A 21,406-nucleotide genomic window follows, 5' to 3' on the forward strand; every position below is an offset into this window, starting at 1 on the left:
ACTCTCCTTTTTTGTGGTAAACTCATCAACAATTCAATGTCACTTAGCCGCTTTTAAAAAGGAGATTTGAAATGGCAAACAGAGTTACAAGGAATTTTATCGATAATTTACCAAAGGCAGAATTGCATGTTCATTTAGAAGGCACACTAGAACCTGAGTTGCGCCTTAAATTAGCGCGTAAGAATCACATTGATATCGGTACAGATTCGCTTGAAACTCTAAAAGCAACCTATCATTACGATACCTTAGCTTCATTTTTAGCTGTATATTATTCGGCGTTGGATGTTTTACAAACTGAATCAGATTTTTATGATTTAGCTTTTACTTATCTCAAAAAAGTTCACGAAAACAACGTGCAACATGTTGAGATGTTTTTTGATCCCCAAGCTCATACCAGTCGGAAAATTAGTTTTGAAACGGTCATCAACGGCTTTTCAAAGGCAGCAGAAGATGCAAAAAAATTCGGTGTAGACGCTCAATTAATCATGTGTTTTCTGCGTGATTTTTCTAAAGAATCAGCTCGGAAAAGTTTAGAAGCTGCTAAACCTTACCAAGACAAAATTTTGGGAATCGGGCTTGATTCAGACGAACATAATAATCCGCCGTTGAAATTTGCCACAGCGTTTGACAATGCGGTATCTGAAGGCTATCACATCACCATGCATGCCGATGTTGATCAAGTCGATTCCATCGATCACATTAAGCAGGCGCTGGAAATTATTGGTGTGGAACGTTTAGATCACGGTACAAATATCGTTGAGAATCCTGATTTAGTTGATTTCGTGAGCACCAATAAAATTGGGTTGACCTCTTGTCCCAATTCCAATCAATTTCTTAGCCAAGATATGAAGGGTGCTGAAGTCAAAACCTTGCTGGATCGCGATGTGAAAGTAAGTATCAACTCAGACGATCCCGCCTACTTTGGTGGTTACATCAACGATAACTACTGGTCCATCACAAAAAATTATGAGCTGACGCAGGAACAAGTGGTGCAATTAGCCAAGAACTCATTTGAAACCGCCTGGATCAGCGATAGCCAAAAAAATAATTATATGAAACAAATCGATAATTATGTCGCCAATTTTGATTAAAAAAGGTTAATAAAAAGGTTCGGAAAATTTGAAGTGCCCCGTAATTGTTAGACATAAATCTGACAGTTGTGAGGCGCTTCATTTTATTTTCCAAACCTTTTAAGTTTTGATAGCCGAAACGTGTTAAAGAGAGCAACTTCCTCCGCTTGCCAGTTCTTGCGGTCTGAACTTCGGCCACAAGAATGGACATCATCCGAAACATAAAAGATTATTAGCGTTATTTGCTAATAATCCTCTTTAATGTGGAGTAGTGCCAGTTGTGCTTTCTATCTTTATAGCCGAAACGTGTTAAAAAAGGCAGCTTCTTCCGCTTAGCTACGGAAAAGCAACGATTCCAAGTACGAATCATTGCTCTTCCTAGGCTAATGCTCAGAAGCTATTCGCCTTTTTGAACACTCTTTTTATTTTCTTCTTCTCCGCCGACTTCTTGTCTCAGGCTCCGACACATCTTCTTCATCTTCCGACACTTGTGGATGCCGACTTGCCCGCGTTGGCCGTTCTTCTTGCTTCGTTACTTCTTGGTCAGCAGTTACCTTACTATGCTGGGACAAATACACAATTGCACCCAAAATTAAGATTGCTGGCACCAAAATTGCCGAATCCTGCAACCACGGCACAAAAATGCCCGAAACAAATGCGCCAACCATAAAACTGCCCACCACAATACCAGTATCAGCAGCCTTTTGTTTTGCAACCGTGTCATGCCGCATATAGCCAGTATACAAATTTTCTGCAGCCGTTCGAATATTTCCCGTCATCATCAAAGAAGTGAACGGTCCATCTTGTAACTTTCGAAACTCCTGTAATTGAGCTGCCGCCGTAATGGCTAGCAACATCACGGTAATCACATCTGGTGCATTACTACTGATCATGGCCACCAAAACCATCAAAGCAAACTCATAGATTAAAACAAAGTAGGCCCGTTTTAAATAGTTTCGCTTAAAGTAATGCTGGACGTGCCGAATAAATACGGTACCCAGTCCAAATGCAATAATCGCAATTAAATAGTAATCGAATTTTGCAAAATGACCCTTACTCAAACTGACTCCCATTAAAATTAGGTTTCCAGTTTGGAGCCCAGCAAACACACCGCCATGTTCTAAGTATGTGTACGCATCTAAGCCCCCAGCAATGGCTGCTAAAAATGCGCCGAAATATAGTTGCTGGTAGGCAGGATAAGCTTGTCTCCTCAAAAAAATGGTCCCCTTTCTCTCTTATGTTTAAATCCTTTTGAATTCATGAAAATTGATCAACATATTTCAGTGTAGCATGAACCGCATTCAGACTAAAATAATTATTTAAGACGTTAATTATTCTTTAAAAATTGTATAATTGGATGAAACCGTTTTATAACCACTAAATATCGAAATGAGGTTCAGTCATGCACAAAAAATACACTTGGCGAACAGCCGAAAAAACAATTTATCCAATCAAAAAAGCACCTTCAATTGCCACCCTACCAACACAAACCTTCATCACAATTTCTGGTTCCGGAAACCCAAATAGTGACGCATTTGGCAGAAAAATTGCCGCTTTATATGCCGTTAGCTACGCAATTAGAATGGCACCAAAAAAAGGCATCCACTTTCCTGGCTCCTTTGAATATACCGTTTACACCTTGGAAGGCTTTTGGACGTTACCAGAAAATTATCACAGTAACGAGTTAGATAAAAATCAGCTGGTTTATCAAATTATGATTAAACAACCTAACTTCATCACACCAGCTGTTTTTGACCAAGCGCTAAATTTGGCAAAACCCAAAATTGATTCCGAGCTATTTAGTCAACTTTCTTTAGAAACTAAACAAGAAAAGACAGTTGGGATGATCTTACACGTTGGCTCTTTTGATGACGAACCTGCTAGTTTTGCGAAGCTGGCACAGTTTTTGGATGAGCAAGGTTACAAGCGCACTAGTAAAGCTCATAAAGAGATTTATCTTTCTGATTTTAGAAAAGTAATTGAGGATAAACGTAAAACGATTCTACGAGTATCTATGACGAAAAAATAAAAAAGTGAAACAAAACTCGTCTCACTTTTATCGTCATTTAAACGATTTAAGAACCATCCTATAAAATTTCATCACTAATTTTTTGGAACGCAAACTCACAGCAGGCTTCACGAAATTCGTTTCGTTTGAGTTCAGGTTGATGTAAATCATATGCATCAGTCTGGCCTTGAAAACTAATCCCAATCCAGGCAGTTCCAGCCTTTTCGCCCTCAAGTCCAGTTGGCCCTGCTGCTCCCGTAAATGAAACGGCAAGATCAGTATTGAGGGCTTTTTGCGCACCTTGTGCCATAGCAACAGCTACCTCAAAACTAACAACGCCATACTGCTGAATAAGTGATGCCGGCACATTTAGAAGTTGTGTTTTAACTGCATCCGAATAGGTCACAAATCCACCTGTAAAAATATCAGAGCTCCCCGGAACGGATGTGATTTCTGATTGAAATAATCCGCCAGTTAGGCTTTCTGCCGCTGTAATTGAAATGTTTTTTTCAATTAAACTTTTTACCACATAATTAACTAATTTAGCGTTCATGAATGATCATCCCTTTTAGTCCTTTTGATTTCAGTTTACCTTTCTGCTCCAGAATTACCACCATAAAAATCAAAAACGTTGTCATCCAACATCAGGGAAGGCAACGTTTTTAAATAATTACTTTTTAATTCGAATATTTTCTTCATGTACCGCCTGTACAACCGGATGTTTCGCAAAATAATCACTAATCAATTCGGTCATATCAATTTGAACTTCACGCACAATTTTACTTGCGGCAAACATCTGATAATCACCGCCACCAATCCCGCGATATTGATTTAACGTCACTTCCAGTTTCTGATCGTCGTGCACCGGTTTGCCATGATAACTTAACGCAATTACCCGCTGTTTTTCTGGTTTATTTAAATCAAACGCATAATTAATGCCGCTATAGATATCGTAATTATACAATTGTAGCTTGGGTTCCCGGAACTTAGCTGAAACTGCGACCTGACCTTTTGAATCAACCATGAAGAAGCTCGCACACCTTTCCAGCGCTCGTTTCAAATCGGTACCCGTAATTTTTAAAACCACCAGCGTATTTGGATAAACGTAGCTATTCACGATATTACGCATCGTGACGGTCGGATCATAACCCAACACTTCATCATTAAACAAAGACGTTGCTGATAAATCAGTATGGGTTGCTGCCATTTGAACCTGATTAATAAAACTCAAGTAAGGATGACCATGCAGACGAGCCGTCATAGGATCCGTAATTTTCATATTACCGATAACTTCTCCCATTGGCGCATCAAGCCAATCTTCAACGTCGTCTTGTAAATCAGAAGTTAGGTTTTCAAACTTTGCGGCTGGTTGCACATCGGCCACAAAAATTAGATGGGCATCTTGTGTTTGAACCTGGTGCTGAGCATTCAAATTCAATTCAATTGCTCCAACAAATTTACCTTTTTCGCCTGGTTGGGTTGTCGGCACACCCTGGCAAATGGTGGCGATTTCTCGATGTTGGTGCCCTGTCACTAATGCATCAATTCCGGCCACTTCTTTCAATAATTGGTAGCCCTCGTTTTCTCCTGTAAGCCGTTCACTAGGTTTACCAGTTTCCAAATCACACTCAAAGCCACCATGATAGGCCACAATCACGATATCGACTTGTTCTCGCAATATGGGAACCCATTTTTTGGCAGCCTTAATTGCTGATTCAAAACACCAACCTGCAATGTGATCCGCTTGCTCCCAATGAGGAATATATTGCGTTGTTAATCCTAAAATACCTACTTTTAATCCGTGATGTTCCAGAATTTTATACGGGGCATCAATGACGCCATCGCCGGGATTCTCTTTCAAATTAGCAGCCAAAATGGGATAACGACGCCCAGTTTCACACTGCTGTAGATACGCCATGCCATAATTGAATTCATGATTCCCCAAAATACCTGCGTCGTAACCCACTGCATTCGTCAGTCGGGTATAGATAGACCGCCATTTAGCCTGCTTTTTTGCAGTGAAATAGGTTAACGGTGAGCCTTGAATAAAGTCGCCATTTTCAATGGTGATCACCCATTCGTCAGCCGCGGCTTGTTGTTTAATTTGCTCAATTTTAGTCGCTACTTTTAAAAAACCATATTCTTCATGATCGGTGCGCTGACTATAGTTTGTAGGATAGAGGTAGCCATGTACATCACTTGTTGATAAAATTGTGAGTTTCATTGCCTACACCAGCCGTTTCCGAAGTGTTCCTGAAATAAAATCGATCAAGGTGACCGTAATGATAATACCCAGTAAAATAATCCCCACTCGTGACCAAGTCCGCGTTTGGATGGCGAAAAGAAGTGGTGTGCCAATTCCACCAGCCCCAACCATCCCTAAAATAGAAGCTGATCGTACCGCAATTTCAAATCGGTACAAAGTGTATGATAAAAACTCTGGTAAAACCGTTGGCAAAGTTGCAAATACCAATGTCTGTGAACGATTGCCACCGCTACTCATGAGGGCTTCACTAGGTCCAAAATCCATATTTTCAATCGATTCACTAAACAGCTTTCCTAACATCCCAATGGAGTGAATGCTGACGGCCAAAACACCAGCAAACGACCCCGGCCCAACTGCTTTAATAAACATGATAGCCAAGACGATTTCGGGAAAAGTCCGAATCAAAGTCAGGACTAGTTTGCCTGAAGTTGACCGAATGTGAAACCGTGGCTTACCTGTCCGAGCCGCCCAAAAAGCAAACGGCACACTCAAGATGGCCGAAATAAAAGTCCCTAAAAACGCCATTGCAATAGTTTGCAAAATCAGGCTTACCAGATCTTCGCCACTGCCATCATAGACGTACTTCCAATCTGGATGAAAAATCCCATAGGCAATTGAACGGGAAACTTCACCCGCAGAATCTTTAATCCCAGTAAATTGCACACCAGTAATACCCCAAATATAAATCACGGCAATGATCACCAACCAAAACAACCATTTATACCGTTTAGACCGCAACGATGTCTGACTCACTGTTAGTTGTTTCATAGTAATCGCTCCCTCAACGTATTGCTGACGCCATCAATAATTAGAACCACAACTAAGATTCCTAAAATAATGATCGCCGTTTGGCCATAAGCAAACTGATCTAAGGATCGTTGTAGATACACCCCAATCCCGCCGGCACCTAAGTAACCAAGGACGGTTGAAGCCCGCACATTAATTTCAAACGTATACAAGAAATAACTTACAAAATAGTTAAATACTTGAGGAATGACTGCAAACACAACCAACTGTGTTTTGTTGGCACCCGCCGCCTGTAGTGCTTCTAAGGGTCCCTCATCAATCGTTTCAATTGCTTCATAAAATAGTTTGGAAATCATCCCAAAGGAGAAGATGGCTAGTGTAAACACACCGGCAACGGGACCAATTCCGACAATGGCCACAAACAATGCAGCCAACATCAAATCCGGTAACGTCCGTACTAAATTTAAAATAAACCGAATAATGCCACGGAGAAATTTATTTTTCACGATGTTCCGGGCTGCTAAAACCGAAAATGGAATGGCAACTAGGGTTCCCACTGTGGTCCCGATCAACGCCATTTGGATGGTTTCTAAGATGGGTTGCACCACCAAACTTGTGTACTGCCAATCTGGTTTAGCCATTTGCTGCAAAAGCACAACGAACTGACCAAAATTTGCAAAAAACATGACAAAGTCAACGCCAGTCATCTTTGCGGTGCCAATAACTAATAGAACAAATAGCGTCAGCCAAGCAATCGTTTTAACATGATACTTCTGCGCAAAGGTTCGCGTTGGGACAATATTCATGCTTGCACCTCGCTTTTCTTTACAATACTGACAGGTTGATAAATGGCCTCCAAATCTTTTTCGGTCACTTTGCTGATGGGTTCGTCGTAAACAAGCTCACCATCACGCAACCCGATAATACGATCAGCAAAGCGCTTAGCCAAAGACACCGAATGCAAATTCACAATTACAGTAATATGAAACTCCTCATTTAATCGTTTTAAATCATCCATCACAGATTCAGTCGTCAGCGGATCCAGCGAGGCAATTGGTTCATCCGCCAAAACAATTTTAGGATCCTGCATAAACGCCCGGGCAATCGCAACCCGTTGTTGTTGACCACCCGATAATTCATCCGCCCGACTATAGAGTTTTTCACCAAGACCCACTCGTTGCAAAGCTTCAATCGCTTTTTGTTTATCTTCTTTTGAAAATAATCCCAACGTGCTCTTCCATGTGGAATAATACCCTACTCTTCCTGATAAAACGTTGCGTTGCACACTAGAACGTTTGACTAAATTAAAGTTTTGAAAAATCATGCCAATACTGCGCCGCAATCCCCGCAATTCTTTGCCTTTTAGATGCACAATCGATTCACCATCTACCCGAATGTCACCTGTTGAAATATCGTGCATCCGATTAATTGTGCGCATCAATGTACTTTTCCCGGCACCCGAAAGGCCCACGACGACGAGAAACTGGCCTTTAGGGATGGACAAGTTAATATCTTTCAAACCCAAGGTACCGTTCTGATAAGTTTTAGAAACATGTTTAAACTCGATTATTGGTTCGTCTGTCATATTCAGGATCCCTTTCGTTTATCCAAACTTGCAAGAAAAGGGAGTACGCACTCGGCGTCCCCCTTTCCTAAACTGAACTGTCTGCGAAGCCTATTTATTTAATTTCTTAGCTGTCTTGTCATATGCCCGAATTGCATTGTAGTCGCTATCCTTGGCAGTGACGTAGTTTTCATGTGAATAAACTGATGAAATGATTGCGTGGCCCTTCTTGGTCTTGGCAATTGCCTTAAAGGCTTTAGAAATCTTTTTATCCCACTTGCTACTCATATCACCACGAACAGTAATCGTATCGTTTGGAATACCCTTCGTTGTATAAATTGGCACAACCTTTTTCATGACATCTTTAGCATCTTTTTCAACAAGTAAACGGGCGCCTTGGAAGACAAAGGCTGCATCCGCATCGCCATTATAAACGGCCATGACACCTTGATCATGTCCCTTAACCTGAACCGTTTTAATGTTGTCCTTGTTAATATTGATACCATGTCGATAAAGTTCAACCGCTGGATAAATCCAACCTGCAGAAGAAGTGGTATCTTGAACCGCAATCTTCTTGCCCTTTAAATCCTTGATTGACTTAATGCCACTACCTTTGCGAACTAAAATCTGAGCTTTGTAAGTGTTGACCAACGTATTGGTAATCTGGTCATTAGGTTCCTTGTATCCGTATCGCTGAGCTTTCAACAAAACCTTTGCGTTATATTGTTTGTGAGCCAAAACGTATGCGTCTGGTGGCAAGAAACCAACATCAACCTTCTTAGAACCCATTGCTTCGACGATCGTATTGTAGTCTGTTGAAACGGAAACCTTAACTGGAATTCCGAGTTGTTTCTTTAACAAGCCTTCCAATGGTTTCGCCTTTGCTTCAATAGTGCTGGCATTTGAAGACGGAACAAACTGAACCGTCAACTTTTTCGGTGTATAGGATTTGCTGGCCGAACTACTTGAACTCTTCCCGCAAGCTCCCAAAACAAAAACAAGTGATAGTGCCCCAACAACTGTAGCCAATCGTTTAAACATTCGCATCAAAGTGTCTCCCCTTTTGATTGTATTTGACAAGTTCAGTGTATCTCATAGTCCGAACGATTTCAATAACATTTACAAAAATTGTTAAGTTTTCACCAAATTAAACTGTTTACATAACTTTCAGTACCATTCATTTATTTGAAAGCCGAATGAAAACACACCGAGAGAGCCAAATTGATCACATATCGCCATTTAGGGGGTAATTTGTCGTCAAAATCGGGACTACAATTTAATCTGATTCATCCAAAACCACTTATGGGTGTTGCTTTCATAGACAAAGCTTCTTCACTTATGGGGGTTGTAATGCCTGTTTCTAGGGCGCAAAAACGGAATGCCAAACAAGGCCGACCTATTTTTGCATAAAAAAGTCCCCTCAATCTAATTTGAGAGGAGGAATTATATTTATATCTCATTTGATTACAGTTTCCGAATCATATCAAGATGGGGAATACCAGTATCTAAATACACATCACTAGTCGCTTCGAATTCAAACGATTCGTAAAATTGCTGTAAATAAGCCTGGGCTTGAATTTTAATGGTCGTGATTTTAGGCATTTCCGCTTGAACCACCTGAATACCAGCCGTTAAGAGTTGGTAGCCATACCCATGTTTTCGAAACTTTGGATCAATTACCACGCGGCCAATCCGGATTGCTGTGGGGTCAGTTTCTGGAATTAACCGCAAATAACCCACTAAATTTCCAGTATCATCATGCATTTGCAAATGTTTAGAAACCAAATCTGCCTCATCGACTTCTGGATAGGCACAATTTTGTTCCACCACAAAAACATCGGTACGCAATTTATAAATTTTAAAGAGTTCCATATTCGTTAATTCTGAAAAAGCTTTGACTGTAACTTTCATTTTATGCTCCTCGACCGTTAGCTAGCTTTCATTGAACTTCAGTATTTCCTGCAATTGAAGTTCATTTATCATATTCCGACAATACCTGTTTTAAAAAGCGTTGATAGTTTTCGACAAAATCAGGTGGTCCAATTACCTTGATGTGAGAGCCGAAGCCCGCCAAATAGCGGTAACCAAATTCATGATAGGGCACGGTAATTTCCGCATAATAGTGCTGATTATCAATCTCACTGAGAACCTTGGCGCCATAGCGTTCCACAAATTGGTCGCGAACCGTCGCATCTATTTTAACTTTAATTGGAATGTTCGGAAACGGAAAATAAGTTTTAGCCAGCTGCCGCTTAGTCTTAAACTTCCGTTGCGTAAATTTCGTAGACAACTGTTTTACATTCGTAATTCGAGAAATTTTATACGTTAGGAATGCCTGCTTTTCCAGAACATAACCTTGTAAATACCAACGCGTTTCCTTGGCCTGTAACTGATAGGGCTCCACCGTTTGCCTTATTTTACTGCCGTCAACATCAATGTATGTAAATTTAACCAAATATTGTGACTTGATGGCGTGTTGAAGAGCGTCCATCATTTCTGCTATCTCGGTACGCCCTGACCACTGCTGAAACGAGATCGAGACGGACTTTTGTGTGATTTCATGAGGAATCATGCTTCGGATTTTCTCGAGTGTCGCTTTAATGTCATCATTCAACATGAGACTTTGAAAACCATTTAACGCAATCAAAATGTTTTCCAAATCTGTCACAGATAAAAGGCGTTTGTCGAACTTATAAGCTGGCATTAAGCCGTAGCCCCCATGACTGCCCCGCAACGCATAGACGGGAATGTTGGCCAGCGCCAGCGTATCCATATCTCGTAAAATGGTGCGTTTGGTCACTTTAAATAAATCTGCAAATTCCTGTGCAGAGATCACGTCGCGCTCTAACAACATCATCACTATCGCGATTAGTCGTTCAATTTTCATTTTATTTCCACCAATTTTCATTGATGACAGACACCTGTCACCTTTAATCCAGTATACTATCACTATATTAAAAAAAGGAGATCTTTTAAATGACTTTTGAAATCGTAAAATTACCGGAACAACTCTTTGCAGGAATCACAACGGTACTGCCCACGCCAGAATCCTTTGACGATATTTCGGCACTAAGTAAGGTAAAAGCTGAATATTTGGACAAATTCAAAAAAGATGCTGCAAAGTTAAGTGGCGGTGCACAAGATGATAATATCTATGGCATTAACTTTAATGATGCTAATCAAAACTATCTAGTTGGTGTCAAAGTTACCAAAGTTCCCGCTGGAACAGCAAGCTTCTCCACTCCAGCAACAACCTTTGCAAAATTCACGACCAAAGCTACCGACCGTCCCCAGATTGATCAATTCATCGGTGCTGCTTATGGCGAACTGTCGCAATCCGCTAAATATGGAATTGGTGGTAACTACAACGTAGAGATTGTGAACAATTTTGTGAAAGATGCCGATACGTTTACGTTGCTTTTGCCGGCGATGGAAAAATAAAGTGACCATAATGAAAAGCGCCCTTCAAATATAAGGGCGCTCTTTTCATATATTGATTTTGGCACTCTTAAGAATACGTTTTTTGCACAATTAAAAGTTCATAAATCTCTTATCTAGATCGATTCGACAATAAAAGTCCTGCAAGCACTACAGTCAATATGTTTGACAACACTTGCAAACCACTGTTTGAGTTTCCTGAAACGTTCAAAATTAAGGAGACGATAGCCACCAGTATTGTAATTACGGCTAACCATTTAATTTTTTTACTCATAGCTCTTTCCCTCCTTTTATTAGTCACTTGTAAAACAAGTATTCATTAATAGTAATAGTTGCTTCCTTTGCTCTTAACTATATTGATTCGACACTCTTCTAAAACTCGTAAAATGGGATTGCCAGCTACGGAGCAGCTCTTAACTATATTGATTCGACACTCTTCTAAAACCGCCGGGACGCTGTTCAAGATAATTGCGGAGCTCTTAACTATATTGATTCGACACTCTTCTAAAACGGTGCGTAATAAGCAATTTATTCAAATTTCGCTCTTAACTATATTGATTCGACACTCTTCTAAAACTCACTGCTTGGGAAACCAGCCGACAAATCAGCTCTTAACTATATTGATTCGACACTCTTCTAAAACTAAGGACACAGGTATTGAGCAAGAAAAACAGCTCTTAACTATATTGATTCGACACTCTTCTAAAACTCACTGCTTGGGAAACCAGCCGACAAATCAGCTCTTAACTATATTGATTCGACACTCTTCTAAAACACTAGACCTTCATCTAATCGAACGCCCTCGGCTCTTAACTATATTGATTCGACACTCTTCTAAAACTACGTATCAACTAGAAAACGTCCTGATAACGCTCTTAACTATATTGATTCGACACTCTTCTAAAACGTATTCAGCCACCGGTAGCATCAAAGAACAGCTCTTAACTATATTGATTCGACACTCTTCTAAAACGCTTGTAGTTGGTTGCATAGTAGCTGATTGGCTCTTAACTATATTGATTCGACACTCTTCTAAAACGTCCGAAGTTGGTTCTGGATTCTTTAAGCTGCTCTTAACTATATTGATTCGACACTCTTCTAAAACGCTGTTTATTATCAACAGTGCCAGAAGCACGCTCTTAACTATATTGATTCGACACTCTTCTAAAACTAGCGCTAGCTGTGTGCGAGTTGTTTTTTTGCTCTTAACTATATTGATTCGACACTCTTCTAAAACCCGTAGTATTACCAGTTAGTGTTTCACGTTGCTCTTAACTATATTGATTCGACACTCTTCTAAAACAAATTACCCAGCTGATTTGATAAATCTTGAGCTCTTAACTATATTGATTCGACACTCTTCTAAAACTATGGCAAAATGGAAGAAAGATGTTGCTGAGCTCTTAACTATATTGATTCGACACTCTTCTAAAACAAAAATTTGATACGCTTGAAGGAGCAAGAGGCTCTTAACTATATTGATTCGACACTCTTCTAAAACATAATTAAGTGAGAGTATTGGCATGCCTAAGCTCTTAACTATATTGATTCGACACTCTTCTAAAACATAACTTTGTGTGTTCAATTTTTCAATCGCGCTCTTAACTATATTGATTCGACACTCTTCTAAAACGGAAGCCGCTAAGGACATCCCTAACTGGAAGCTCTTAACTATATTGATTCGACACTCTTCTAAAACCGCCGGGTGTCTTAAAGTAAGCGAACAGTGGCTCTTAACTATATTGATTCGACACTCTTCTAAAACCGTTTTTTTATAATGCTATTCTCATAGTATCTAGTACCGCCAATCAACAAAATCCTGATCAACGTAGTAATAACGGCATTTATCAAATTCTTCATGATTATCCATTTCTGAGAATGAAATAAATAGGATATTCAAATCAAGTGACTTAATTAAACTCACCAATTCATCAAATTGGCTGACACTGAGATAATTTTTCACACTAGTCAAGACAAGTACTTTGGTTTCCTTTAATTCAGAAGCAGTTTTTAACACCGTTTCAATTATACCATATGGATCTTGCTTTAAAGCACTTACAAAGCTAACTTCACAGTACTTTACCAACTTAATCGGATCAAATTCGTCGTTAACCTTAAGAGGTAAATCTAATGAAAATGTTGCATCAAAAATTAGTGATTTTAATTGACTATTGATTTCAGTTAGTTTTTGCCTAGAAGCATCATCCAATTTTGACACGATTTGCTTTTGCAATTGGCTTTGGTACATCTTATTTAAGTCTACGTCAACAAATGCATCCCCAATCCATTGAATGGCTTTTTCACATTCTTCAATTTCAAAATTATCATCACTAATTTTTACTGAATCAGTATATCCGCGCAATCCTGAAACCAAATCTGTGTAAACCTTTTGATTACTGGTCTCAATCAAAGTTGGTTTATTCGTATTAATAACAATTGGTTTAAACGGAAAATATGTAAGATTCATATAATGATGGTCCTTTCAGCTGAATTACGTACATCTTGCTTGGGTTCACCTACAATAAAGTTCATACTATTATATTGTTTTTCAGTTACCATTAGACTCTGAATCAACCCATCTGCCGGTGCATAAGTGGCAATTCTTTTTTCCATTAAATGGGCACTCTTTTTATCCACACATACGCGTACATATATTGAAAATTGCACCATCAAAAACCCTTCATTCAGCAATGCCTTTCGGAATTTTCGATAATTTCGTCGATCTTTACTCGTTTCAACCGGTAAATCAAACATTACCATTAATCGCATTATTCGATACCTCACTAATCTCCACCTCAATTTTTATTTTGTCAGTCTCTTCACTTAAATACTTTAAACAGTTGAGTACATGCTTAGAAATAGCATTCCTCATAATAGTATTCTGTCCGTTATATTTCATCTGTAAATCTAGCAAACCCACTAAGCCAAACTTAATATCTGGGGTAAAATCGTTAAATTTCTTTTGTTTAACCCACCAATCAATTATTGGCCTAAAAGGTTCCATCAAATCAGAGCCTAAATTAAAGTTGTTTTCTTGACTATGATGATGAATCCCTAATTGGGTTATATAACCATTTGCAACAATTTCTCGATTAACGGCAGATAAAATGATAGCATATCCATAATTTAAAGCTGCGTTCGTCGGGCTAAAATCTCGTCGGGATGCTTCATCTTCAAACAATAATGAAAAATATTTTCGAGCAACAACTGCTTCTCGATTTGTAACGTCATTCACCTCTAACTTCGAAAGCTCATCCTTTAACTCCTGGGATTCAATGCCCAAGGAATCTACCACAAAAATTTGATTAGCAATTTTTTGAACGACAATCTTAGTCCACAAATCTGTCTTTCGTTTCTCAGACCAGTTAAATTGCGTGTTTAGCAACTGCGGATCACGATTATTTGGATAATAATCTACCGTCTCCGTAACAGGTTGTCCACTGTTATCCGTAAAAATCACTTTACTTTGATGCTTGGCTAATTCACTAATTACAGCACTAGTAATTACCGCCCGCGTTGTACTAACCAGTAGAATCTGAATATCACTCACTGGAATTTGATTAATACTATCTGCCGTTTGAACGACCACACAATGTCCTGAATAGGAAATCTTTGCGTGTTGTGTAACCACAACTGTTCGCCATCCCATATAAAATTCCTCCTTGTTTTGAAAGCGTTAATATGATATTATGCAATTGTTAAGTTCGACACACTTAATATTTTAACTATATTGATTTGACGCTCTGGGTTAAAATCAAACAAAGCTTTATGCTGAGTTTTATCTTTTGAGTCCGCTATCGGACCATACATAATTTTATTAAGAAAAGCTATTGAAGGTTATTAAACCGACAATAGCTTTTCTTTTTACTTAATTTTATTCAATTGTACTCGCCGTTCAAATAAATCTGTTGGCGACTGATAAATTAGTTGAGCATTCTCACTTAATGCAATACCTGTTGGCTGTTGCATAAATCCAAATGGAGATTTAATACCTAAAATCTTCAAATCTGTCATTGTTGCATTAGCGTGTAATCCCTGTAACATCCTGTTGATAACCTCTTTTTTCCCTATTTTAGTTAGTTTTCCATTCTTAAATTCATTTGATATTGGTAAATTTTCAAATGTTGATTTACCTTCCGCAACTTTTTCTCTAAAGCCACGATTATCATATAGTGGAAAATATTTTTTCATGGCAATTATAATTTCATCACACACATCGTCCAATTTATAACTTTCTTGTTTATCACTGTTTTCTCCCTTTCGATAAACATTATTTATCACTTTAAGTGCACCTTCTGACAACACTAATTGTTGTGCATTATACGGGTACGTATCACTCCCGATCATAAACAATTTATCATCGTCTTCGACTAACTGCTGGTACTTCACCCTAGGAATAACGATTTCAAATTTACTTACAGTTTCAGAAATCTCACCAGTTTTGTTGTTTTTCTTCAGTTGGGTAAATTGAGGTTTAAGTACGTCATATAACCGATTTAGTTCCTCTTGAGATCCATGTTCAATACCTGCTAATTGAACTAAAGCAGAAGTCGGTACCCCCACAACTTTATATGCAATTTTCTTACCCTTGATCACTTTAACAATCGCCATGTAGGCAAATGTTTTACCAGTATATCCACCATAAATTTCGGTCGGTTTATTAGCTTTAATTGGGATTAATTTCTTAGAACCTTGTCCACTAGCCTTATCATCACTGGCTTTATACACGGTTTGATTATAAAGTGCCCCACGCCGTTCACTCACTTCATGCGAAATCAGAATCTTTTTGTATGCAAACAAGTGACGAATGTAATCAAGATCATTCGTTTTGTGCCATATTTTTTTACCATTCTTATCTGCAATCTGATCACTATGTTTCAAATCGTAGATAAAGTTAAACCGTCTCATCTTTGTATCTTTTTGACTAAACTTCTTGAAATCTCCATAAACAAAGTATGACTGCAACTTAGGATAACGTTCCAACAAGTAGTTGCCAATAAACGCCGCTAAATAGGCATCAAACGCATGGTGATAATCATTCACATCCCGATTTTTCAGTAATTCAAAGTCTTCACGCATCTGATGGGAAAGGTCCGCCTTTACTGAAACAATTTGGGTATCTTCTGTATATTCATCAGCCAAAATATTAACAGCTAACTTAATTACCTGTCGAGTTTCAACCAATTGCCGATTGATAAAGCCATTTTCAGTATGGGCATTAATATTCTCAGGATTCATGGTTAAATTTCGATACTTAGCTTTTGAAATTAACCCCTGTTCTCTCATTAATTCCCAGGTTGATCGCATCTTAGCACCAAAAAGCTCACTAGGAACGGCATCCGATTTTCGTCTGTTTCCCTCAGCATCAGTTAACACACGATTATTTAATGAATCATCCTTAACAAAGGCCTGTGGCAAAATATGATCAATATCATAGCTTGAAAGGCGATCTATATTAATTGGTTCGCCATTATAAATATCACGACCTCCCTGCATGAAGTACAGGAATAATCGATCTTTAAAATCTCGTTTATCGTTAATGGCATCTTTTAGCTCTTGACGAACACCGGCGTCTACCAAGAGGTCACTGGTCACTTTATCATATGCTGCTTCAATCTGATGCTGACGTTGAATGGAACGTCGAGGGTTACGTTCCTCTCCACGCGCAAATTCTACATGAATTTTAGCGGGTGCTTGCCCATGCATCGCGTTTTGGATATCATGAACAACTAATAAAATTTGTCGAATTGCTTTTTTGTTTTGTGGAGAAGTATATAAATCGTTAATAACATCCTGTGAATTATTCTTGCCAAGCATCCCTTGATTAGCATTTTTTACAAGTTCAGCGAAATCTGGATCTGCTTGAATTTGCATAAAGTTTTCGTTCGTAATCCACAAAATGTCTAAAATACTACGATGATCCGAGTTTCTTAGACCACTAAGTAGTTTCTTTGATAAGCGACCCCAACCTTGATAACGTTTAGTCGCTAATTTTTCTTTTTGACTATCCGTTAGCCAAGTCAACTCATCTAGTTTGGCCCGGTAAATCTTTTTATCTTCAAAAATTGTCGACCACTCAATAATCTTTTCCAAATCGTCTTGTTTATCATTGGCATCAACAACCTCTGCACCCAAAATTCCATGCAAATCATGATAAGCACTTAGTCCACTATTAAATCGTTTTTCATCAGCTAAACCGTCAATTCTCGGGCGTTTATCATAGCCACCAGTAGCTACTAAATACTCCTGCAAATGCTTAATCGTGACATTTTTAAACTTTTTAAACAAATCATTAAAAATCTGTTGCTTGAGTTCGATCGAAATTGGCTTACGATCAATTCGAATTTTATTGAGTTCGTTTAACACTTCAAATCTTTGATATAACAAACTCTGTGCCGGTAGCACATCTTCACCCAATAAATAGGTATCAGTAGTTGTCATCCGTTTGATAAACTGGTTTGCACTAGCCATCCGGTCCACTTTTTGATCGAAGTTCCAAGGTGTAATATTTCCTGGTTCTTTTCGTTTCATCCATGCAAAACTAGCACCAGACTGTTTTTCCTGATCTTCGGCAGTAATCATTGGGCCAACATAATAAGGCACACGGAAAGTGACCAACTCATCCAACTTATATTTAGCAACCCCGCGGCGTGTCTCATTTGGATTTTCCTCAGCTAACCAAGGATAGTATTCCTTTTGATTTTCAACGATCTGATCCAGCTCCTGTTGTTGCAGTTGATGCGGAATTGAACCATTCGCTTTGGTGCGTTGCTTAGGCATAAATTCATCTTGATCCATCACATCTTGAATTTTCTGTGCTTCGGCTGAATCATCCAAGTTACCTTGAATTTGTTTATAGAAATCATCCCTAGTTAAAACTTTTCCCTTTACACCATCAATATAGCCGTCATATGCAGCACGAAGATTCTTAGCTTTCTTCGTATCAGTCATATTATTAATCAAATCTTTCAATAATTTCAAATGTGTCTTATGCGAATTATATTTTTCTACCATTGATTGTGATAAAGTATGATTTTCTGGCACAATTGCCGCCAAAGTGATCCCGGAGTATAGACTACGCAAAATTTCAATAATTTCACGGCCATCGTCTGTCATCTGACCATCAACCTTGGCCAATTCATCATCAATCGTTTCTGAATCAAATGTTAAGGACCAATCTTTAGCGGCTTCCTTGTCAACTTCAACGTTGGTAATCACATTTAATTTGGCTTTATTACCAACTGCAGCTTTCAGGATTTCGGTTGCAATGGCTTTGTTACGTTTTTCAATTTCTTTTTCTTCAGAACTTTGATACACATCCCCAGTCAAAGTTCGTTGCCGATCAGCCTTACTCCGCTTGTTATCAATCAATATTTCTTTGATATGATCCAAATTATCCGTTCTAAGTGCAAACGGATCATCAGTTAAAACGCGTTGATAAATTTCATTTAGAGCATCAAATTTGCCCTCCAAATTCAATTTACCAACAGTAAAATTACTGGCAGAAGCTGCATTTAAAAAATGCCCACGAAACTTCACAATATGATGGATCGCCAAATAAATCTCACGAACATCAAATTTACGATGTTCTGTCATGAGCGCATGACGTAAATGATAGATTGTAGGATACTTTTCATAAAATTTTTGATCCGATTGATCGTTAAACAAAATATCTCCTGAGTAGTGCTTGTTAGCATCCTTCGGTGACAAATTTGATTCTTTCAATCGCATAAAGAATGCTTCATCCACAGGATTTATGTACGGTTCAAAAATCTCCCGCAATAATCGTAAACGCCAACGACGGCGACTTAAGCGACGGCGTGTTGTTCTGAAACTACGTCGATCCGCAGCTGGTTGCCCTTCAGAAAATAAACGCACACCAATTGCATTTTTTCCTTTCACGCGCATGACACGGTTATTTTCATCCACGACTGCAAAACCAATTGAACTGGTTCCGATATCTAGGCCGATACTATATTTCTTATTTTCCATAATTTTCACTCCTACTTATTACTTCACTGTTACTATGATTATATAATACCTTTTCTTATAGCGCTTTCACATACCTTTCAAGAAACTTTTTAACTTCTACCTTATCCTACTAAAACCATTCTTTTTCCAGCCAATATCCTGTATAATAAATGTAAACGAATACAGTCACCAACAAGGGAGTTGTGACCTATGTTACAAGTGAAAAACTTAAACAAATCGTTCGGCCAAATGCAGGCCGTTGTCGATGAAAGCTTCACCGTTAATGACGGTGAAATTCTTGGTTTGATTGGTCAAAATGGCGCTGGTAAAACCACCACGTTTCGTATGATTCTGGACTTGCTCAAGCCCGATTCAGGTTCTGTATTTTGGAACGGCCATCCTTTCACTCGCAAGGATCAAGACATCGTTGGCTTCTTGCCCGAAGAACGCGGTTTATATCTTAAAATGACTGTCGAAGAACAAGTCATCTATTTTGCAGAGTTGCGCGGTCAAAAACCAGCTGTGACTAAACAAAAACTAAATGATTGGATGCAACGTTTTGCCGTCAAAGGTAAACGCACCGACAAAATTAAAGATTTATCTAAAGGAAACCAGCAAAAGGTGCAGCTAATTGCTACGCTCATTCATGATCCCAAACTGGTCATCTTAGATGAACCATTTAGTGGTCTCGATCCGGTGAATGCCAGTCTTCTCGAAGACGGTATCGAACGGCTCAAAGCACAAGGTTCCGCTATTATCTTTTCTTCACATGATATGGGGAACGTTGAAAAAATTAGCGATAAACTTTTGATGCTCCGCCAAGGCGAAACAGTTTTAAATGGCGTAACCAATGAAATTCGAGAAAGTTTTGGTGACACGCGTATTTTTCTTCAATCTCCTCTCACCGAAACCGACCTCTTGGCAATTGACGGCGTGACTAACGTTAAGAAGTATCAAGCTGGCTTCGAATTGCAACTAGCCAATCCTGAAGTCGGTAAAACGGTCTTTGCGCAGGCAACTAAAAATGGATACGTTCGTGAGTTTTCGCAGCAGCCACCATCTCTTGATGAAATTTTCCGAATGAAAGCGGGTGTGTCTAATGAATAAATTTTGGGTCGTTTGCAAACAAGTCATTCGCAAAAACATTAAAAGTCCCACTTACATCGTTTTGTTATTAATGCCCGTTATTTTATTAGGAACCATAGTTGGCATCGCCGCCATCAAGAATCACACTAGTGAAACACCACAAATTGCCATTGTGAGCAACAACGCGCCATTACGTTCGGCTTTGCTTAAAAGCAATACCAAGAAAGCATATAACGTCAGCAAATCAATCACCACAAAAAAGGCGGCTGAAACCAATTTAGCAAAGGAAAAATTGGACGGCTATTTAACCGTCACAGTCAAAGGTGGTCAGGTTTCTGCAATCTATAAATCACGGACGAATGGAAAAACGGTAGATACCACCAGTTTACAGAATTCATTAAATTCACTGAAAATGCAACAAACGGCGGCCCAATTAGGATTATCTGCTAAACAGCTAGCAAGCCTCTTTGCCCCCGCCAACTTTAAAACTCAGTCTGTTTCGTATACAAATGGAAAAGAAACGGCTCAAAAAGATAATCAACAGGCTGTCAACAGCATTTTAGCCATGGTGGTGACCATTCTAATTTATATTTTCATGGTCAGCTATGCGAGTCTGATTGCCCAAGAAGTGGCTACGGAAAAAGGTTCCCGAATCATGGAAATTCTGGTTAGTAGCGTCTCACCGCAAATTCAGTTTTTTGCTAAAGTCACTGGCATGTTTGTTCTCATTCTGTTACAAGTTTTAGTTACCGCAATCTGTGGTGTGTTTGGCCTGAAGTATCTGAGTGGTAATGTGCAATTCTTAAAAGATCTAGATTTGAGCCATGTTCAACCCAACATTATCATCATATTAGTGTTGTTCTTTATTTTGGGAATCACGTTATACACCATTTTGGCGGCCGGTTTAGGCGCGCTAGTTTCCCGATCAGATCAAGTCAGCCAGGCAGTTTCTCCACTGACTATGGTTGGCTTAGCTGCATACGGAGCTTCGTTTGTGGCCATGAATTCTAACACCGTTTTGATTAAAATCGGCTCATTTATTCCGTTTCTGTCCCAAAGCATCATGCCAGTGCGGTATGCGGTCGGCAATGCCACAATCATGGATGCCATAATTAGTTTGGTTATTTTAGCGGTTTCGATTGTGCTCGTCACTTGGTTTACGACCCGCTTGTATGCAAATCACGTTTTGGACTATTCTGATCAGAAAATTTGGAAACGTATTTTGAAACGCAATTAATAAGCTTTTTCGTTCCTAT

19 protein-coding genes and 1 CRISPR repeat array are annotated in these 21,406 nt (G+C 39.0%); of the genes, 5 read left to right on the forward strand and 14 right to left on the reverse strand.

Annotated features, from left to right (window positions below; all coding sequences use genetic code 11):
- Positions 1–71 precede the first annotated feature (71 nt).
- Entirely contained in the window at positions 72–1,091 is a 1,020-nt protein-coding gene (gene add, locus AB3217_RS09680; protein ID WP_068807935.1) for an adenosine deaminase, read from the forward strand.
- A gap of 401 nt (positions 1,092–1,492) precedes the next feature.
- Here add and AB3217_RS09685 read toward each other — a convergent pair whose 3' ends face one another.
- Positions 1,493–2,284: a YoaK family protein gene (locus tag AB3217_RS09685; protein WP_260290085.1), complete on the reverse strand. Its 792-nt coding sequence runs from the start codon at positions 2,282–2,284 to the stop codon at positions 1,493–1,495.
- Between the two features lie 188 nt (positions 2,285–2,472).
- Between AB3217_RS09685 and AB3217_RS09690 the strand changes: the two genes are divergently transcribed.
- A complete protein-coding gene (locus AB3217_RS09690) occupies positions 2,473–3,099 on the forward strand; it encodes a GyrI-like domain-containing protein (RefSeq protein WP_367366047.1) in 627 nt (208 codons plus the stop codon).
- A 58-nt stretch (positions 3,100–3,157) separates the two neighbouring features.
- On the opposite strand, the gene AB3217_RS09695 is transcribed toward AB3217_RS09690, so the two are convergent.
- The 8 genes from AB3217_RS09695 to AB3217_RS09730 form a co-directional block, all read right to left on the reverse strand.
- Positions 3,158–3,631 (reverse strand): CinA family protein, encoded by a 474-nt coding sequence (locus AB3217_RS09695; RefSeq protein WP_260267354.1) that lies wholly within the window; start codon positions 3,629–3,631, stop codon positions 3,158–3,160.
- A gap of 117 nt (positions 3,632–3,748) precedes the next feature.
- The gene (locus tag AB3217_RS09700) at positions 3,749–5,302 is read right to left on the reverse strand and encodes a bifunctional UDP-sugar hydrolase/5'-nucleotidase (protein WP_367366048.1); all 1,554 of its coding nucleotides are present in this window, start codon (positions 5,300–5,302) and stop codon (positions 3,749–3,751) included.
- A 3-nt stretch (positions 5,303–5,305) separates the two neighbouring features.
- Complete coding sequence (gene phnE, locus AB3217_RS09705) at positions 5,306–6,112, reverse strand: phosphonate ABC transporter, permease protein PhnE (protein WP_057784851.1); 807 nt, start codon at positions 6,110–6,112, stop codon at positions 5,306–5,308.
- A complete protein-coding gene (gene phnE / locus AB3217_RS09710; protein ID WP_057784850.1) occupies positions 6,109–6,897 on the reverse strand; it encodes a phosphonate ABC transporter, permease protein PhnE in 789 nt (262 codons plus the stop codon). Before phnE (AB3217_RS09710) ends, phnE (AB3217_RS09705) begins: the two co-directional genes overlap by 4 nt.
- Positions 6,894–7,676, reverse strand: a complete 783-nt coding sequence (gene phnC / locus AB3217_RS09715) for a phosphonate ABC transporter ATP-binding protein (RefSeq protein WP_068807915.1) — start codon at positions 7,674–7,676, stop codon at positions 6,894–6,896. Before phnC ends, phnE (AB3217_RS09710) begins: the two co-directional genes overlap by 4 nt.
- A gap of 90 nt (positions 7,677–7,766) precedes the next feature.
- Positions 7,767–8,702 (reverse strand): phosphate/phosphite/phosphonate ABC transporter substrate-binding protein, encoded by a 936-nt coding sequence (locus AB3217_RS09720; protein ID WP_068807913.1) that lies wholly within the window; start codon positions 8,700–8,702, stop codon positions 7,767–7,769.
- A 417-nt stretch (positions 8,703–9,119) separates the two neighbouring features.
- Complete coding sequence (locus tag AB3217_RS09725; RefSeq protein ID WP_068807910.1) at positions 9,120–9,566, reverse strand: GNAT family N-acetyltransferase; 447 nt, start codon at positions 9,564–9,566, stop codon at positions 9,120–9,122.
- Between the two features lie 61 nt (positions 9,567–9,627).
- Positions 9,628–10,542 (reverse strand): YafY family protein, encoded by a 915-nt coding sequence (locus AB3217_RS09730; RefSeq protein WP_068807974.1) that lies wholly within the window; start codon positions 10,540–10,542, stop codon positions 9,628–9,630.
- An 89-nt stretch (positions 10,543–10,631) separates the two neighbouring features.
- Here AB3217_RS09730 and AB3217_RS09735 point away from each other — a divergent pair, with 89 nt between their 5' ends.
- Positions 10,632–11,096 carry an effector binding domain-containing protein gene (locus AB3217_RS09735; RefSeq protein WP_367366049.1) on the forward strand — a complete coding sequence of 155 codons (465 nt, stop codon included), beginning with the start codon at positions 10,632–10,634 and terminating at the stop codon, positions 11,094–11,096.
- A gap of 109 nt (positions 11,097–11,205) precedes the next feature.
- Here the strand turns inward: AB3217_RS09735 and AB3217_RS09740 are convergent, their stop codons facing one another.
- The 5 genes from AB3217_RS09740 to cas9 form a co-directional block, all read right to left on the reverse strand.
- Positions 11,206–11,367 carry a hypothetical protein gene (locus AB3217_RS09740; protein ID WP_157077608.1) on the reverse strand — a complete coding sequence of 54 codons (162 nt, stop codon included), beginning with the start codon at positions 11,365–11,367 and terminating at the stop codon, positions 11,206–11,208.
- A 69-nt stretch (positions 11,368–11,436) separates the two neighbouring features.
- A CRISPR array of direct repeats spans positions 11,437–12,858; the repeat unit is 36 nt; unit sequence GCTCTTAACTATATTGATTCGACACTCTTCTAAAAC.
- Between the two features lie 30 nt (positions 12,859–12,888).
- On the reverse strand, positions 12,889–13,560 hold the full coding sequence (gene csn2 / locus AB3217_RS09745; RefSeq protein WP_367366050.1) for a type II-A CRISPR-associated protein Csn2: 672 nt from the start codon (positions 13,558–13,560) through the stop codon (positions 12,889–12,891).
- Complete coding sequence (gene cas2 / locus AB3217_RS09750) at positions 13,557–13,862, reverse strand: CRISPR-associated endonuclease Cas2 (protein ID WP_057783621.1); 306 nt, start codon at positions 13,860–13,862, stop codon at positions 13,557–13,559. The genes csn2 and cas2 overlap by 4 nt, the downstream gene beginning before the upstream one ends.
- Positions 13,840–14,742, reverse strand: coding sequence for a type II CRISPR-associated endonuclease Cas1 (gene cas1 / locus AB3217_RS09755; protein ID WP_057783623.1), 903 nt, complete (start codon positions 14,740–14,742; stop codon positions 13,840–13,842). Before cas1 ends, cas2 begins: the two co-directional genes overlap by 23 nt.
- 215 nt (positions 14,743–14,957) lie before the next feature.
- The gene (cas9, locus tag AB3217_RS09760; protein ID WP_367366051.1) at positions 14,958–19,085 is read right to left on the reverse strand and encodes a type II CRISPR RNA-guided endonuclease Cas9; all 4,128 of its coding nucleotides are present in this window, start codon (positions 19,083–19,085) and stop codon (positions 14,958–14,960) included.
- A 189-nt stretch (positions 19,086–19,274) separates the two neighbouring features.
- Here cas9 and AB3217_RS09765 point away from each other — a divergent pair, with 189 nt between their 5' ends.
- Together AB3217_RS09765 and AB3217_RS09770 are read left to right on the forward strand one after the other, a co-directional pair.
- On the forward strand, positions 19,275–20,171 hold the full coding sequence (locus AB3217_RS09765; protein WP_367366052.1) for an ABC transporter ATP-binding protein: 897 nt from the start codon (positions 19,275–19,277) through the stop codon (positions 20,169–20,171).
- Positions 20,164–21,387 (forward strand): ABC transporter permease, encoded by a 1,224-nt coding sequence (locus AB3217_RS09770; RefSeq protein ID WP_260289475.1) that lies wholly within the window; start codon positions 20,164–20,166, stop codon positions 21,385–21,387. The genes AB3217_RS09765 and AB3217_RS09770 overlap by 8 nt, the downstream gene beginning before the upstream one ends.
- The last annotated feature ends 19 nt before the right edge of the window (positions 21,388–21,406 follow it).

Origin of the sequence: Pediococcus parvulus (genome assembly GCF_964063155.1) — a bacterium.
Classification (GTDB): Bacteria; Bacillota; Bacilli; order Lactobacillales; family Lactobacillaceae; genus Pediococcus; species Pediococcus parvulus.